We start from the raw sequence: 17,583 nt of genomic DNA on the forward strand, positions 1-17,583 counted from the left end.
GACTATTCGTTGGGAGTGACTTCGAGATTGTCGACGGCGAATTCAGCAACCTTTGCATTGCCAAACAATCCTGGACTTGCTGTCATCACAGGCGATTCGTCTCGAGCCGTCACGGTCCATTCCTCTGGCTCAGCTTGTCCGCGGGGCCAAACCTTGCCTTGCAGAACAGCAACAGCGTCATCGCCACTGCCTTCCACTTGGGCCTTCAACTTCATGCGATACCAGGTATCTGGTTCCCAGGGGAAATCAACGGTTTGAGCCATACGAAGTTGGGGTGACCAAGTTCGAATTTGGAGCTTTTGGCTGTTGCCCATCAAATCCAAGACATAACCATGAGCGGTCAGCCCGATGTCAGGCATTTGGCCATTGCTGCGATTCCCACGAACGTCTGCGGCAATGGTGTAGTTACTGAGCGTGCTTGGCCCCATCCATGCACGACTACGAGCTCCCTTAGGAATCGTGCTGACTTTCACCAAGGCTGGTGATCCATCGACGGTTCGAATTTGGTGTCGGTACCGAGCCCCCACCCAACTGACAGGCGGGTCCTTGAGGTCGTCGAAGGTGAACTTCCACGGCAAAGGTGGCACGATTCGTCCACGTGTTGTGCCAACGACGTCGCCCACTTGGGCAGTGATTAGGACAGCTTGATGATCCGCATGGGCATCCGCTGTAAAGGTGGAACCGTCGATACTTCCCGGCCCGTCCACGGTGAACTTGACGTCCGACGCCGCGGGGGTGGAAAGCGGCTGCCCCAAGCTGTTGAACAATCGCACTGCGAGCTCAACGGATTCGCCTGGCTCGACCAGTAATTCACCCGGCACGATTAGCAACTGGGAAGGTTCGGGATTTTCCGCCGTTGGCGTTTCGCCAACCAATTGTTCGGCCAAGCTCATGGGCTTCTGAGTCGCCTCGTCCGTGCCCACACAATACAGAGCCGAAGTACCTTGGAAGTACAGTCGTCCGCCAGCAACGATTGGCGATGCGTAGAACGCTTCGTTTCGAATTCGTCCCTTGTTGATCGCTTCGACACCGTCTTCGGTAATCTTCAAAATCGACCAGCGGCCATTTTCGGTCAGCACATAGATTTTTTCGTCAGCATACAGGAGGCTGGGCCATTGCTTGCGGTCGCCGATCGCGAATCGCTCAACAACCATGTCACCGGTATCTGCATCGATAACCCACAATTTGCAACGGTCATCAACCACGTAGAGCCTTCCGTCGACCAAAATCGGTGCACTTCGACCTACGACCAATTCATCCAGCTTCCATAGTTCTTTGACTTGGGTGTCATCGCCAGTTCCCGAAACCTCAAGTGCAGCGACGGCTCCCATCGCACTACCACTGACGTTTTCTTCACTGTGACTGCAGAAAACCCGGTTTCCTTCGACCAATGGAGTCGCGAATAGTCCACGGCGAGAAATATCGTAGTGCCAGAGCGTTTTGCCCGTCCGAGGCTGAACTCCCCAAACCGCTCCGTCCCCCGTACCGAGAATCATTTGACGCTGTCCGTCAATGGTTACCAGGGTAGGTGCGGAATAAGTCGTGTCATCGGGCAGGTCTTTCGTCCCTGAAAACCAAACAACTTCGCCGGTCAGCTTATCCATTGCCAACAACCGGTGGTTCGGCTTTGCCGCTTCGCCCCAGTTAATGACAATGGCACTGATGATGACGAGGTCTTCGTGAACGACTGGAAAGTTCGTTCGACCACCGTAAGTGCTAAGGAATCCGAACTGCTCGTGCAGCGGTTTGCTCCAGATGGTTTGGCCTGTTTTCCCATTAATGCAAAGGAACAGGTCGCAAACGCCTAACGCATAGATATTGCCCGATTCGGGGTCAGCGACCACGCTCGACCAACCCACTCGGGTATCGGGAACATCCGACATCCAAACATTGAATCGATTTTCCCAGAGCGTTTCGCCTGTCTTGGCATCCAGGCATACGACCTTTTCGCCTTCGATTGGCGTGCCTGCGTCGGCTCGCGTGGTGACATAAAGCCGGCCGTTCATGACGACCGGGGTGCTGCGGGCTCCGATGTCGTCCCGCTTCCAAATGACATTACTGTCTGGCCCGCCTTCCGAGTCCCAATCATCAACCAGGTGATCGGCGTCGGCATGACCGTTGAAGGTCGGTCCTCGCCAATAGGTCCAATCGGCGGAAGCGGTAGCTGAATCTTGCGCTGACGCAATTGGAATCGAACCGGCGGCAATCCACGCTAAGAGCAAAAAGGATCGAAACCCAAACGAAGTCGGCAGTGGCATCAAGTCAAACCGGGGATGGAGGGTGTAGGCGAACGCAGCAGATGTGCGAGGCCATAGTCTAGTATTGATAAGGTAGCTTAGCAGTTAGTCAAACTGGTGCGATTGTGTCTATTTTTCCCGCAATGGCGTTTTGAACACCAAGCGAATGGGCCCTTGAACAGAAAACCACTAATACGGAACAAACTCCCACTAAACGGTGGTGTCCGAGACTTTGTGGAAAAAGCCGCCCCAGAAAGGATCCCGCGAATCGGAGCCTGAAGCTCGGTTCGCCGCTTGCGACAACGGACGCTCCGCGAAGCTGGCCAGCCGACGTTCGATCTCCGCGGAAAACTAACGATGATCGTCTGGAATTAACGCTGAAGGGCCTGGACCAGCCGAGTTTCTGACCAGTGGTCCTAATAAGACCAGCGGGATAGACATCAGTGGAGTCGTCCAGAAACGAACGCCCGAAGCTACACGGCTTCAAGCCGGAGCCTGGCAGACCCGGCCGACGCCAAACGCTCACGTTTAACGAGACTACGAACCGCAAGAGGGTGATTTCTGAGCATAGAGCACGCATTTTGGTAGTCTACACCAGTTGCACCCATTGCAAGAGGGGTTTCTTCGGGACAATGCAAAACACCGTCAAAACCAGCATGAATCCGCACATTCGGCATTCCTTAACAACCGTGCGAAATTCAACTGTTCGGCTACATTCCTCCCTCCAGGTCGCCGATACGTCTCTTTGTCCAGAAGACGTCTCACCACTTCTCCCAGCTTGACTAGGTTGGCTAGAGGGGTGAGCAGCTTTCGGACAGACCCAGATGCACTGACAGCGGATGTCGGTGCCTGACAACAAGAATTGATTGAATTGAACTTGGTTCCTTGATCTCTAGCTTCGGCGAAGAGATTACTTAGGCGAACAAACTTAACGAAGTCAGCGGGCTAGGTGCTCGCACCTGGCTCGTGTGTGTTTGTGGGAAAACCTCGGGAAATGATCGCCGGCGACTTCGTCCGACGACCGCGTCCCCCGGTTTCTAGGTGGATCCAAACTTCCAAGACATTCCAACGATTGTTGTCGTTTCAACCCCGCACCAATCTAGAGAGGGAGATTGATCTCCGATGAAGCGGACAATCCTAACATTGACAATGGTAATCGCTAGTTCAGTTTGTAGCCAAAGCTACGGATTCGACTTGCTTGACCGAATGCTCGGCATGAAGGGCTGTGGAAGCTCGAGCTCATGCTGCGAAGCACCTAGTTGTTGTGAACCAGCTTGTGGTGCTGAATCCACTTGCTGTGACAACACTTGTTGCGAACCAGCTTGTGGTGCCGAAACCGTTTGCTGTGACAATAGCTGTGGCAACACTTGCTGCGAGCCAGCTTGTGGTGCTGAGTCCACTTGCTGCGACAACAGCTGTGGCAACACCTGCTGCGAACCAGCTTGTGGTGCTGAATCCACTTGCTGCGACAACAGCTGTGGCAACACTTGCTGCGAACCAGCTTGTGGTGCTGAAGTAGCTTGCTGCGAGCCAACCTGCTGCGAACCAACTTGCTGTGACAGCGGTTGCGACAGCGGATGCTGCGTCGACTTCAAGGGTGGCTTGCTTAGCAAGTTGTTCGGTAAGAAGAACAGCTGTGGCTGCGACGCTCCTTCATGCTGCGAAGCTCCTGCATGCTGCGAACCAGCTTGCGGTGCTGAACTAGCCTGCTGCGAGCCAACCTGCTGCGAACCTACTTGCTGCGACAGCGGATGCTGCTCGAGCAAGAAGGGTGGCCTGTTGAGCAAATTGTTCGGCAACTGCTCCCTGAAGAAAAGCAACTGCTGCGACATGGGCTGTGACACTTGCGGAACCTGCGACAGCGGTTGCGGATGTGGTGCACCAGTCGCCGCTCCAGTTCAAGCTCCTGCTTACGAGCAAGCAGCTCCGATGCCACCAGCACCGATCGTTGATCCAAGTGCAAGCATCTCCCGTACTCGTCGCGTCATTCAGGCCAGTGCAAGCTACGCTCGCTAATGAACTTGTTCATTAGAGAAGCATAAGCAGCTCTGCGTCAAACAGACGTGACAACGATGACGCCCCGGCGGAAGGCAACTTCCTCTGGGGCGTTTTTTTGTTTGATCACCGCTTTCCGATCACGGCCGCATGTACCGTTAAGCGAATCGATCGCAAGATTCCTAAGTAGTGATCAACAAACTGATCCGCGTCCAAATTCGATAGATCATCGATTTCCAGTGCAATGCACTCGGCACCAACCGGTGTGCCCAAGGTTGGATCCAACGCCAACCATTCTTGATCGACCTGAGCAACCACCCAAGCATGGTAGCCAAAGCGATTGACGGCCTCTCCGGATTCCCCTGGCTGCACGGATTCACCTGAATCCAAATAACGAAGCCCCACCGCCATTCGTGCTGGAATCCGATTAGCACGCAGCATCGCGATCAACACAATTGCATGCTCGGTACTGTCCGCTGCGGTCGACTGCACAATTTGGCTGGCCGGACGAATCCCCGTCGACAGATTTTGAAACGACAATAGCGAATGAATGGTGCGATTGATCTGCTCGGCCTGGTCTCGCTGATCCAAGCCACGAAGCGACGCTGTCGTCCCCAAGACCTTCCGCATCGCAGCGGAACGAAAATCCAAAATCTTGGTCGCGGCCAAATCCGCTTGGGTAGATTCAGCATCGAAAGTTTCGAACCGTCCTGCCAAACGCTCCGCCGGCACGGGCCGATGCGCCATGATGACCCGCTGTGTGTGATCGTCTAACTCCTGCACATATTGTCTCGGTGCTGCGGGCAGTTTGGGCCGCGCAACGACTGCATTGGATTCGGGAGCTTGTTTCGTTTGCGGTAACAAATGAATGTTCACCGCCAATTGCTTGACGAACATGCCCGCTTCCGAAATCGCAATTGGCTTACCCGGCACCTCGACCGTAATCGGATAGCGGTAAGCCAAAACATCCTGGCCAAGCGACTGATACTGACTTTCGTCACAACGATACGTAAAGCCGCCCTCGTCACTGATTTGAGTTGCCTGGACAATGCCGTCATCGTCGTACCAGTAAAAACGATAGCGAGCGGGTCCGTCATCAATGGACAAAGCTCCGACGGCTTCATTGAGCGAATCAACCACCACGCCGTCAGCGTTCATGCGTTTCGCCAACGCTCTCGGATTGCCAACCAATCGCAACTTGGCCAATGACTCGTTGATCGGCAAGAACACCGACGACTCGCGTACTTGTCCGGTGGGTAAGGGGTTCCCTCGAAGCGAGCGATAAACCATGAGGGGGCCACCCAAGGAACCGGACTTCTTAAGCTCCCGGACCTTTGCTCCAGTGCCCGAAGTCGGTTCGATGCGCACCGAGTTCGCCGAAATTAGAATTGTCTTGCCGGATTCCACCGGTCCCTGCCGGACCTTGCATTCGACACGTTCGAGATGCCCGTCGTCGTCATGCCAAAAGGTTTGCTCGTTTGCATTCAAGCACAGGGTGTGGTTGGGAAGGGACAACTTGTCTTTGGATTCAACATTGCGAATCAGAACGCCTGGAGAGCGAACTTCGCTGGTCCTGACAAGCACTCGCTCTGAAAGCTCGACCTGATTGCCTTCGGACCGCATATGCACCCCGCCCAATACAAACTTCCGTTTGTTCGCTGATGAATCCGCCGCAAGGGCATCTGACTCGAGGCAGTGCAGGTACCAATGTTCCCAATCATGCTTGGAAACTTCGTCGCGTGGATCAGCCCCCTGAATATCGGCCCCGTCTACACCAAGACGGTGGTCGCCGGGACTACGAGCATCTGGCCCATGGATCCGCGCCAACTCGGTATCGCCATCTCGAAGTACGGGCGCACCGGCCTCAACTTCCCAAACCGCTGGACGCCGCAGCAAGTCGATGTCATGCCGATCGGGAACATCACACCCGCACACAACGCACAAAATGATCACACCAATCAGGCCAAGTGTCGTCATAACCTGATTCATCCTGATAATCCATTCCGTTGTGTCATGTATTCCCGCCGAAATCTCACCGAAAACAGTACCGGTTTGCTGACGGCTGCTGTTTTTGACCGCCTGAGGTGTCTCACTTTTCCACCACTGATGTGGTCTCCCGTATCGCAACGATCCGCTTTTGATACAGACGTTTCAAAAATCCAACAGTTCCACTGCTCGTTCTGAACAGAGAGCCCCTGTTTTCGACCCGATCATGCCGATCGTAGCGGTTACACCAAGATTGCGATGCCCAATGCAGGCCATTTTGCAGGTTTTGGTGGCGAACACCAGAGTGAATTCGCTCCGCCCCTGATGTGACCTACCGTTGGGTGTTCACCTGACGAAACGGGTGAACCGTTCAAGCGGAAAGGCACAACTGCCGTTTGCAACGCCATACGCACCGCGTTCTCCTGATTGACCAACACGATGGGCTTCCTTAAACGCATCCTTCGTCCCAACAGCCAAGACACTCCGAGCGTCCCGGTAGCACCGGGCAGTTTCGAAAAACTGACTGACGATGAACTTCAAGTTCATATGGGTATCAAAACCTATGGGGCATTCGAGTTAACTGACGCTATCCGTCCTTCTTACGACATCCAAGTCTCACCTCGCCAAGGCTTCCGATACGACAAATATGTCGACGAAGCCAGCGGAGCGACCACCCCAGTCATCATGGCTGCGGCGACGAAGACATCGTTGATGGACACTTTCCTAGAAATGATTGACCACTTGGGCAATGTGGTCGACGTCGTTCTAGAAACAAGTCACCACAGCAGTTCTCATCACGAAGACCTTTATCGTGAGCACATCGACCTTCCAGTGCTGAAGAGCATCTTGATGGAATTCGAAGACGTGCTGCTCAATGACGGTTGCACCGGAATCGCCATCATCAACCCAGGCCAACAGCAAGAAGTTCAGCTGGACGAGCACAAGTTGCTGATCGCCTACGGTTCACCTCTGGACGGATTTCGCGAAACGTTGATTGGCCAAGATGTCTATCCAGACGACCAAATTCGCTTCATCACCGAAGCCGAACATGTCCATAGCAGCAGCGAGCGTCTCTACGACCGCTTCCAGCAGCTTAAGACCCGTCTAGGTGTCGAAGACGAATCCACCGCTGAGAGTTGGTAACTTTCTAGCGAAAACGCACTGCTGATCTGTTTCGCATTCCATTTTGGCTAGACTGGGAGACCTCTTCCCTTTCTGTCTGCCGCTGAGGTTTGCGATGCGTGGTTTAAGTTTTGCCGGATGTTTCGTGGCGTGCCTAATGGCAGGGCCGATGGCTCCCATCACCCTGGTTTCCACTGCCCTGGCGCAGCCGGCACCAACCGCCCCGCCTACTGCTTCGGCAGAGACGCAATCAAGCGCCGCTGACTCAGCATCCAAAGATTCCGACCTCAATGCCGCGACCGGTAAAATCACTGAGGTCACGCTGTACCGTGACTCCGCCTTGGTGACGCGAGAGATCTCAATTGATCCGGGAACGGGTTCACGTGAAATCGTTGTTCAGGGGCTTCCCGAACAATTGATCCCTAACAGCGTCTTCGCCGAGGGAACCGAGGCGATCGCGATTCGTGCTGTCCGGGTGATTCAAGATCCTATCGACGGCAGTGTGCGAGAAGAAGTCCAACAGCTTGATGCCAAACTGGCTTCACTGTCGCGTGAACTCAAGGACTTGGCTCACATTCAACAACTGACGCAAAGTCATGTCGCTGTGCTTGAGCGAATGACCACGTTCACCCACAAGACGGTTCAGGACGATTTGAATCGTGGCGTATTGGATGCCGACACGCTTGAAAGCATGTGGTCTCTGGCCCACGATCAACGTGAAGAACTCAGCAGTCGCCTTCATTCGGTTGAACGTGAACGGGAAGAGATCAACAACAAGATCCAACAAGCCAATCGCGAACGCGCCAAGCTCACCGCCGGATCCCCGAAGACTCGCTACAGTGCGCGGATCTTCGTGGATGTTGCCGCCTCTGATAACGAAGACGCTCAAACCGAAGAAACCAACGCAACGATTCGCCTCAGCTACAGCGTGCGAGGCTGCCAATGGTCGCCCCAGTATTCGATCAAAGGAGAGGTGGAATCCGATCATGTTGCTCTTCGCTATGGAGCAATCATCCAACAACTTAGCGGCGAAGATTGGAACGGTGTTCAACTCACACTCTCCACCGCGTCTCCTTCGGTGAGTGCGTCGGGGCCAACACTGACTCCGCTGCGAGTAGCCGCCATCCCGCCGCACCAAGCGAACGACGAAGTGCGTGAACTCTTGGAACGAGCCGATGATCCGTTCGGTGATATCTCGATCCAGTCCAACATGAACCAAGCCAGCCAACAAGCGATGCCTAGCCAATCCGCTGGGGGTGCTTATTTGAAAAACAAGCTGCAATCACTTCGCAGCAAACAACGCCAGGTCGAATACTCCGACCCAGGCACCAAAGGCCATGCTGCCGAACAGAAACGCGATGTCGCACTGAACCGAATCGCCGGCGAAATGCAGGAAATCGAGTTACGAGCTTCCTCCACAACCGCCCGAGGCCTTGCCGCTGATGCGGAAGACGAAGTCGCCAGCCAAACCTATCCGCTCGGCGGCACCGTCAGCCTGCAATCTCGACGTGAACAACAACTTGTCGAAATAGTCGACGCCCAATTCGATGGCAAGCTGTACCACACCGCCACACCACTGCTATCAAGCTTCGCCTATCGAGAAGTCGAACTGCGAAACCATCTTGATATCGGCTTGCTTAGCGGACCAGCATCGATCTATTTGAATGACCGTTTCGTTGGCACCATGACGCTACCCACAACCGCGAGTGGACAACGCCTTACGATCGGATTTGGCGCCGACGGGCAGGTTCGGACACGACGTGAACTGGTTAGCAAAGAAGAGTCCGTACAGGGCGGCAACAAACGCTTAAAATCAACCTACAAGCTGGTGGTCAACAACTTCAAGGATCGCGAAATTCGCGTTCGCGTTCTTGACCGTGTTCCACTCAGCGGCCAATCTCAACAAACCAACGTTGAACTGGGCGACACCTCAGTCGCGATCAGTGACGACGCGTTGTATCTGCGAATGCTGCGGCCGCTTGGCATCCTACGTTGGGACCTGGAAGTACCGGCAGCTAGCCATGGCAGCCAAGCATTCGAGATCACCTACACTTACAGTGTCGAATTCGACCGCAGCCATGTGCTTTCAGTGCCTCCGGCAACCGAAAAAGATTTGGCCGATCTGAACACAGGCGACGCGTTCGGTGGTGGCATGGGTGGCGGCTTAGGACACTAAGCCAGCCTATTGCCCTTCAAGGAAATGCAAACCTCAAAGACATGCAAACCTGACGACATCACACAAGAGTATTTGATCTAAAGCAGCACCGTTGCCAATGCGGTTCCGCTAATCAACGCATTACACAGCCGAGCCCTGCCCGACTGGATTTTCAAGCACGTCCTTCACATGCTCGAGTGCGTCGATCCACTTCAAATGGTCTGGGTTCTCACGTGAGACCAAAGCCAACAATTGGCGAAGTTGCTTACGGGTTTTGCCAATCAATTGCTCTTTTTCTTGCGGATCGTTGGTGACGCCAGCGAGCAACCAACGGCACCGGGCCAAGCGATACTGTACTTCTAGGAATTGCGTTTTCTGTGCCTCAGTTGCATTCGGTGAGTAACGCAGTTTCTGTAATTGGCCGGTTAATTTTGCCCATCCCCATATCGGTGAGTCCGTCGGTTGTCCCTCTGAATCCAGTCTTCCATAAAGTGCACTGCGGATCCCCTCGATCGACTTAGCTTCGATCGCGATTTGTTCGGTTGCTTTAACCGCGCGTAATTGCAACTGAAGTACGTTGGGTGAATCTCGTAAAATGGATTCCACCTGAGCAAGTGAAGCTTCGTGCTTACCAGCCTGTTGCAACAGCTCGCTGCTGCGCAACCGAATCGACGCGAGCTTTCCCGGCGTGATCTCGGGGTGCTTTTCAGCACCGGCGTACGCTTGAGCAGCATTGGTGTAGCAACGAATGGCCAAAGCCGGGCTTGCCGAACCGGCAAGCTGTGCCCACGATTCGCCAATCCAAAGCCGATCCGAAAGGCTTAAGCCATTTCCCTGCTTTGGAATAGCAGCCATCATCGACTCGAGCTGATCAGCCTCTTTGATCCGAAGCGGCCGCTTACTCGTCATCTGATCGACCTGCCGCTTGGCTGCCAGCAGATGCATTTGAGCAATCTCGCCACGATGTTCCGGACCAAGAACCTTGGCAAGTTGTTGAAGTGCCTTCGCGGCGCCCGCTGCATCCTGTTGGTGACTCCGAAGTTCATACGACAATTCGAATAGGCTGCGAGCTTGCGATGGTGAGACGACCAGTTTGCCCGCCGGTCGTCTTCGATTGACGGTAATCGATTCCGCCAGAGGCGAGGCTCCATCTTCGAGCCATCGCAAGGCGCGATCGGTTTGCCCAAGCCGATCGGCAATCCGTGCTAGCGTCAACTTCGCTGTGAAGATGGGAAGCGTCGGACGCTTCGCTTTCGTTTCTTGCTTGTTAACCCCCATCGCCAAATGCTTGGAAGCCAACTTGAGTCGTTGAACTAATACAGCCGCATTCGGTTTCTCGACACTCGCTTCGTCGATGAATTGGTCCCAATAAGCAGCCCCGGCAGCAAATTGTGCATCCGCGAAATCTCCCGAATCCTCCGAGATCTTTAGAAAAGCAGACGCAGCAGCCAAAGGCCGCCCGTAGTTATTGAACAACCGTCCCACGTTCATCCAAATTGCATCGTGCTGAGGATCATCCGGCCACTTCTTGTCGAATAGAGTAGCAACGGTTTGCATCAAGCGGATCTCACCAACGTCGTTGATGTCACCCCACTGTATCGCAGCACATTCCTGGGCTGCCGCTAACGCGATCATCGCGGCTTCCCGTGTTGACTGTTCATTGCTATCGCCTAAACGAACCGTCATCTCGCCGTAGATCGCAGCATCCATCGGATACCCAGCTTTCAATGAAACAAACGAAAGCAAGTAGGTCAGCTCGTTTCGTTTTTTCACATCGTCATCGTGCAACGACAACTGATAAGCATGGCGCAACAGAAAAAGGGTCTCGCCAAGATCGTTGAAGTATTTTTCACCTTGCTGCTCCTCTTTTGATTTCGCATTAAGCTTTTGATAGCGATCCAACGCCAATGCAAACGAATCATCAAAGGAACTCGGCAGCGGTGAGACCTCCACGGGCGAGATTTGCTTGCGAGCGTCGGCAGCTTTAGGTAATTGAAAATTCCTGGGAGCGGTACGACTGCCGAACGGCGACTCCGCTGAATCGCCCGAAGAGTGCGTCTCGGAACGTTTCATCGCAACTGGTTGAGCCAAGTTCGGCATCGCTTCTTGTTCTGGCAGTGGAACCTGAGCCAACAACTTAGACAACCTGCCCGGTTCAATCGTATTGGGACCACGGTGGGCTTGCCCAGATACCTTTCGTCCCGCCGCACCTGTACGCGACGCAACTTGTGACTTCCCAGCTTGCGGATCCACCGCTCCATCATCACGCAGCAAAAACGCCGTCAATGCTCCGACGAAAAACAGCACCACAGTCGCGATCCCGACAATGGTAAACCAAGGTGTTTTACTTCGTTCCTTAGCACTGACTCTACTTGGTTCGGGCGTTTGCTTTTCAACATCTAAGACCAAGCTTGGCCTGGCCTGAACTTCCGTTCGCACCTCGGAGTCAGGATTCATCTCGACCGGACCACCAAGCTCTGGTTCATCTTCTTGTTCAGGACGCTGCACCGCCAACGAGTCATTATTCTGAATCATCTCTGGTGCAACCGTTGGTTTCGACTCTTGCAATGCTACTGGCATCTCATCCAGAGCAGCGATCAACTTCTTTCCATCAGCGGAAAATAGCGTGATGCCACATGAACACCGCACCACGGATCCCTGTTGCGTCTCGGTAAGCTGGTGACGTTTCAGACAAACCGGACAGGCAAGTTGACGGATTGCAGAACTCACTTTTTCTTCTTCGCCTTTGGCTGCAACGGAAGAGTGATTCCCCAAACCGGTCCGCGGGTGTTATTCCGGTAACGAGGATACTTCTTGGCCATCGCAGCACCTTCGGGACTGACGCCGACGTCCTTGTAATTGCCGCGATGCGACTGGGCTAACTTCTGAAAAGCCTTGGCGTTTTTAGCGTCGACTTCCATTCCCCTCGTATGGATCACAATCCGCTTGTGTGGGTTCTTTGCGAAGTGAACATCAGCACCATCAGTGAATGCACCATCACCCAGCACGAAGATCACATCGGGGTTCAGATCAAGAGCAGCTTGGATCGCCTCCTTGCCATTGGTTCTCAAGCACAACTGAACGGTCTGAAGCCATTTCTCCAGCTTCTGCTTGTTGCGTTCGGTTGCGGGAAAAAGCTGGCGTACGACGTTGGGGTACAACATCCCGTAAGCCGTATCGCTGTAGAAGATCACGTAAAAGTATTGTTCTTTGTTGAGCTGATTGACTGTCTTCATCAATTCAATCAAAGCGGTTTCAAAACGTCCTCGGGTCATGCTATTTGAGTTATCGATCACAAACACGTAGTTCACGAAACTCAACTTGCTGCCAAAGGCGGTAGGCACATTCACAGTCTTGCTTGGCTTACTCGCTTTCTCTGCGACACTGACCGCCGCACCGGTGATTGAATCAAGAAAATCGGTCGCATCCACTGGATCATTCGTTTCCACCGTGGATTCCTCCGTGGGCGCGACCTCCTCGGGAGTCGTCTCGCTAGGATCGACAATTTCGATCATCTCCGTCTCAATCATCACCTCACTGGGCAACTCTTCATTGAGCGACATAGATGACGCAAACGTCAACTCTTTGGGCTGTTCCTGTACGAGATAAAAACTTGCCAACAACAGCACGATCGCAACATGAATCGCAATGCTGATTCCTCCACCGCCGAGTTGCTTCATCAACCCCGAACGGCGATGGCGAAGCCAATATTGCGTTCGCAAAGCATAGTGCCGCCAACCCTCGGTTTCAGCGAGGCGTTCTTCTTCTGCACGAAGCTCTCGCTCAATCGCACTCTCAGCGATATTAACAATGTCAAACTCACCAACCGACGGACTAGCCGAATTGTCTGCGGCTAAGCTCGGCGTTACCTGATCAGAACCAGTTGAATCCACTGCATCAGCGGTCGTCGCCTCGGCGCCGACGTCATCGACAACGACGGAGGAAGCGACAGCGACCGCAGTTTCACTCGATGAAAATTTCGGCTTCGAATTGACCGCCGTCTTGCGTCGCTCACGCAGCAGCAAGTCAGAATACCCCAGTTCGATCGCGTCGGATGCTCGATCCAGTGGCACTTCGACGAGTCGCCCGTCCCTAACAACAACCGTCTTGCCTTCATCGGCCGGCCGATAATATCCATCGGCGTTTAAACGATCGATATCTGCCGCAGGTGCAAGAAATATCTCTGTCCCATTCGAAACCGTCACCATCCGCTTCCGACTCGAACGGCGGGGCGAAGCGAGTTGCGTTTCGCTAGCTGACGTTTTAGGCATAACTGACTCGCTGTTTCAAATTGAACAGTAAAATGACACTCGGCTTTTGCGGCGCCAGTTCGGCAACCGCATTCAGAACCAAGTAACCTGCCGTACTAACGACACTCGACTTAGTCGAGGCTCGTCACGACGACGTAATAGGCTCCCACTTCCCCTTCTTTGATCTCAAAGACCGGTGCGAGCTGATGAGAACCCTCCTTCAACTCGGTGACGAAGCTAACTTCTTCCGCATCTGCAGCGACCGGCTTTCGCTCAAGATCTTTGTCGTCGATTCGCAGCACCGCATGGGTCGCTCCGATTGCTTTTCCAGGCGTGGCACGGAAAGGGACCGTAGCACCAGGAACGTTCTCGCCAGGTGGCAATGATGCATTGATCGCTGCACCCGATTCAGCGGGCCAACGACGAAGCGATACCTGATACTTACCGTCGCGAACGACCTTGACCGCCCAATACCCCAGATGCGAAAGTTTTTCTCCCTTGGACGATTTCGCGCTGGCCTCTCGGACCATCCCTTGATGCCAAGGTGGATAGGCCTTTTGAATCCAATCATGAGCCGTCAAACGGACGACCGGATGCTCGGCATGCCCAAGATAGATCTCGGTGGTCTGCGAGAACGTTGGCTCAAGCTCAGCCCACCATTTTTCATAAAACGCTCGCATCGTCTCGACGACTTCGGGATGCTCTTTTGCAATGTCGTTTTTCTGACCTGGGTCCGCCGTGATATCGTAAAGCTGCTTGCCGTTGATCAGTCGATATTTTTGCGACATGACCGAAGAGCTACGCCACTTGATAGGATCTCGCACGCGTTGCGAATCGCTGATCACGAATCGTTCTGTCCATTCGACGTCCTTGCTAGGATCTAACAAAGAGGCTATTGATACGCCATCAAACTCGACCCCTTCTGGCTTTTCGACACCTGTCATTTCCAACAAGGTCGGAACGATGTCCACCGCGTGTGTGAGCGTCGTCACATCGTGCTGTTTCGTGATCCCGCCGGCTGGCCAATGCAAGAAAAATGGCACTCGGTGACCGCCTTCGTAAGGACTACCTTTGCCAGCCTTCATCCCTGCGTTGTAAACCTTTGCACCACTGGCCGTTCCATTATCGGTGGTAAACACAAAGATCGTGTTATCTTCAACACCCAGCTCTTGAATCAACTTCCGGGTCTTACCAACATTGTCATCGATATTGGTGATCATGCCGTAAAAGGCGGCGATGTTGTCAGACTGTCCTTTGTACATCTCGGTGTACTTCGGCGGGCAATGCAGTGGTTTGTGCGGTGCGTTTGTCGAGATGTAAGCAAAGAAAGGTTGCTTCTGCTTGGCACATTTACTGATGAACTGATTCGCTTGATCGAAGAAGACGTCCGTGCAAAAACCTTTGGCGGGAACGATCTCGCCATTGTGAAAATACGAACCGTCAAAGTAAGCGTTGTCCCAAACATCGGGAGTTTGCCCGATGCCGCCACCGCCATGCCGGTAGACTTCTGTAAAGCCTCGATCTTCAGGTCGATAGGGGTAGTTATCGCCTAGGTGCCACTTGCCAAACATGCCTGTTTGATAACCAGCGTCGGTGAACATCTGGCCGACCGTGACTTCGTTTTCACGCAGCATTGAACGCCCCATGATCGTGTGCCACACGCCAGTGCGATTCGTCCAGTGCCCAGTCAACAGCGAACAACGGGTTGGCGAACAAGTGGGTGCGACGTGGTAATCGCTCAAGCCTGAACTTTCCGACGCCAGCTTATCAATATTCGGAGTCTTGATGATGGGATTGCCGGTGCAAGCAAGGTCGCCATAGCCTTGATCATCACTAATGACAAAGACGACATTGGGCGGAGCCGCAGACAAGGTTCCTGTAACAAAGAGGCCGACAGCCAACAGGCACGTACGCAAATTTTGGTTCATGGGGGCAAACACGTAGTGAGTAAAAAAGGGGAATAAGGTCGAGAACAAACTGGCTCAAAGAATCATTGCATCGATTTGTATTGAGCATCCGTTATCCATGTCAGATCCTTCCAGTATCCGGTGTCATTGGGTGACGCTCCACCAGGAGTCGTTCGCCCTTGCACGACAATTCGTGTGATGGTTTGCGTAAGGCGATCTACGACTTCCGGATGTTCATCGGCCACATTTGTCTCTTCCATCCGGTCTTGTTCAAGGTTGTAGAGTTCCGACTTACGTTTGCCCGCTGGCAAAATTAACTTCCAATCGCCCTCAGTAATTGCATAACGCAAATCGCCAGGGCTATTGCCGTGGGCGATCAATGGCAATCGTTCTTCATCATCTTGCGGATCCAACAAAACCGAAGCAAAGCTCTGGCTATCTTCCCCCGCGTCGACTGGCAAATCGGCATCAACTAATTCGGCAAACGTCGCCAAGAGGTCCGTCTGCCCGACCAACCGATCGGAAGTCCGCCCGGGTTTGCGAATCCCACCTGGCCAACGCACCAAAAAAGGAACTCGGTGGCCGCCTTCGTAAACCGAGCGTTTCCCTTGGCGATGCCCGCCTCGACTGTCATGCCCGAACTTCTCAAGCCTTCCCGGCCATGACTTTTCAGGCCCGTTGTCGCTCGTATAAACAACCAACGTGTTTTCGTCTAAGCCGGTTTTCTCAAGGAATTGGAGGACTCGGCCGACGTGATAATCTGTTTCAATTACGAACTCGCCGTAGGCTCCCGCATCCCCTTGTCCATGAAACTCAGGCAGTGGGCAAACCGGATAGTGTGGTGACGTATATGGCAGGTACAAGAAAAACGGCTTCCCTTCCTTTGCATCGGAAACCTTCGCCCCCATCCATTCGATGGCTTTATCGGTGAAGCGAGTTAGGCATTGGTTGTCGATGAAATCCTCGGCAACTTCGAATCCCTTTTTGATCGTCCGCTTCGGATCCTTGGAAGGCCCCGGGCTATCCTCGTACGGTGGCATGATCCGGTAGTCCACATGCCGAGGATTCTTTTTCTTGTTGGTATACAACGTCGGCGGCACTGCGGCATAGCGCCCTTCGAACCAGGCGAGAATGCCATAATTGAGTGAAGCAGGCACACCATAGAAATACTCGAATCCTTTATCGAGCGGCATGTCTTTGATTGGTTGCGTCCAATCGCGGTTCTTCGGTGTTCCCGGAAAGTCCATGCCCAGGTGCCACTTGCCAACCATTCCCGTGTGATAACCGTTCTGTTTCAGCAGCGAAGCCAAGGTCATTCGACCGTCGGCGATCATGCATGTGCCTTCCGCCCCCATGACGCCTTGCTTGCGAGCGGTACGCCAAGAATATCGTCCTGTCAGCAATCCATACCGCGAAGGTGTGCAAACCGAATCTGGACTGTGACCATTGGTGAAGGCGATTCCTTCTTTCGCTAGCCGATCCAAGTTAGGTGTTTGAAACTTCGCGTTTGGATTCAGCGCACTGACATCGCCGTAACCTTGGTCATCGGTGTAGATAACGATGATGTTCGGCTTCACTTCTTGGGATGACGCCGGCCGGTCGAACGCAAAGGTCGCCAAGAACAACAACACGATGCCAGCAAGTTTCCAATTCCGACGTGAGATACTTCGGTCGCGAAATGGACTTATCGACAGCCCAAAACGATCGATCGTCGCTTGCCCCACAGTCTCGTGATCCGCGGTCTGGTCGAAAAATTGTCTCATCGGCTAATCCTAATGTTCGCGTTCATAACCTGGCTTGCAGCACCCCTCAATTCTTATCTGGTCCGCAATTCTATTCCGGACAAGTATTCGCGTTGTCAATAACGCTAACACGGTCGCCACTTCCTCTAGGTTCGCTCCGTTTCAACAGTCACCGACCTCTCACACTGC

9 protein-coding genes are annotated in these 17,583 nt (G+C 53.6%); 3 read left to right on the forward strand and 6 right to left on the reverse strand.

Features of this window, described 5'->3' with window-relative positions; all coding sequences use genetic code 11:
- Positions 1–2 precede the first annotated feature (2 nt).
- Entirely contained in the window at positions 3–2,258 is a 2,256-nt protein-coding gene (locus ACR3ZL_RS26005) for a PQQ-binding-like beta-propeller repeat protein (RefSeq protein WP_473650189.1), read from the reverse strand.
- 1,243 nt (positions 2,259–3,501) lie between these two features.
- On the opposite strand from ACR3ZL_RS26005, the gene ACR3ZL_RS26010 reads away from it, so the two are divergent.
- The gene (locus ACR3ZL_RS26010) at positions 3,502–3,756 is read left to right on the forward strand and encodes a hypothetical protein (RefSeq protein WP_473650188.1); all 255 of its coding nucleotides are present in this window, start codon (positions 3,502–3,504) and stop codon (positions 3,754–3,756) included.
- A 602-nt stretch (positions 3,757–4,358) separates the two neighbouring features.
- On the opposite strand, the gene ACR3ZL_RS26015 is transcribed toward ACR3ZL_RS26010, so the two are convergent.
- Positions 4,359–6,221, reverse strand: a complete 1,863-nt coding sequence (locus ACR3ZL_RS26015; protein ID WP_486173077.1) for a transglutaminase-like domain-containing protein — start codon at positions 6,219–6,221, stop codon at positions 4,359–4,361.
- A 435-nt stretch (positions 6,222–6,656) separates the two neighbouring features.
- On the opposite strand from ACR3ZL_RS26015, the gene ACR3ZL_RS26020 reads away from it, so the two are divergent.
- Together ACR3ZL_RS26020 and ACR3ZL_RS26025 are read left to right on the forward strand one after the other, a co-directional pair.
- Complete coding sequence (locus ACR3ZL_RS26020; RefSeq protein WP_473650185.1) at positions 6,657–7,361, forward strand: hypothetical protein; 705 nt, start codon at positions 6,657–6,659, stop codon at positions 7,359–7,361.
- 148 nt (positions 7,362–7,509) lie between these two features.
- Positions 7,510–9,516 (forward strand): mucoidy inhibitor MuiA family protein, encoded by a 2,007-nt coding sequence (locus tag ACR3ZL_RS26025; protein ID WP_473650184.1) that lies wholly within the window; start codon positions 7,510–7,512, stop codon positions 9,514–9,516.
- A 120-nt stretch (positions 9,517–9,636) separates the two neighbouring features.
- On the opposite strand, the gene ACR3ZL_RS26030 is transcribed toward ACR3ZL_RS26025, so the two are convergent.
- The 4 genes from ACR3ZL_RS26030 to ACR3ZL_RS26045 form a co-directional block, all read right to left on the reverse strand.
- On the reverse strand, positions 9,637–12,225 hold the full coding sequence (locus ACR3ZL_RS26030) for a hypothetical protein (protein ID WP_473650183.1): 2,589 nt from the start codon (positions 12,223–12,225) through the stop codon (positions 9,637–9,639).
- Entirely contained in the window at positions 12,222–13,766 is a 1,545-nt protein-coding gene (locus tag ACR3ZL_RS26035; RefSeq protein ID WP_473650182.1) for a VWA domain-containing protein, read from the reverse strand. Before ACR3ZL_RS26035 ends, ACR3ZL_RS26030 begins: the two co-directional genes overlap by 4 nt.
- 110 nt (positions 13,767–13,876) lie before the next feature.
- On the reverse strand, positions 13,877–15,673 hold the full coding sequence (locus ACR3ZL_RS26040; protein WP_486173078.1) for an arylsulfatase: 1,797 nt from the start codon (positions 15,671–15,673) through the stop codon (positions 13,877–13,879).
- Between the two features lie 62 nt (positions 15,674–15,735).
- Positions 15,736–17,415, reverse strand: a complete 1,680-nt coding sequence (locus tag ACR3ZL_RS26045; protein ID WP_473650180.1) for a sulfatase family protein — start codon at positions 17,413–17,415, stop codon at positions 15,736–15,738.
- Positions 17,416–17,583: the final 168 nt, after the last annotated feature.

The sequence above is a fragment of the Rhodopirellula sp. J20-39 genome (genome assembly GCF_057365095.1).

Excerpts from the sequence above, each read along its gene's own strand:
- ACR3ZL_RS26035 (WP_473650182.1), bottom strand. The coding sequence starts at position 13,766 with ATGCCTAAAACGTCAGCTAGCGAAACGCAACTCGCTTCGCCCCGCCGT.
- ACR3ZL_RS26005 (WP_473650189.1), bottom strand. The coding sequence starts at position 2,258 with ATGCCACTGCCGACTTCGTTTGGGTTTCGATCCTTTTTGCTCTTAGCG.
- ACR3ZL_RS26020 (WP_473650185.1), top strand. The coding sequence starts at position 6,657 with ATGGGCTTCCTTAAACGCATCCTTCGTCCCAACAGCCAAGACACTCCG.
- ACR3ZL_RS26015 (WP_486173077.1), bottom strand. The coding sequence starts at position 6,221 with ATGAATCAGGTTATGACGACACTTGGCCTGATTGGTGTGATCATTTTG.
- ACR3ZL_RS26045 (WP_473650180.1), bottom strand. The coding sequence starts at position 17,415 with ATGAGACAATTTTTCGACCAGACCGCGGATCACGAGACTGTGGGGCAA.
- ACR3ZL_RS26025 (WP_473650184.1), top strand. The coding sequence starts at position 7,510 with ATGGCTCCCATCACCCTGGTTTCCACTGCCCTGGCGCAGCCGGCACCA.
- ACR3ZL_RS26040 (WP_486173078.1), bottom strand. The coding sequence starts at position 15,673 with ATGAACCAAAATTTGCGTACGTGCCTGTTGGCTGTCGGCCTCTTTGTT.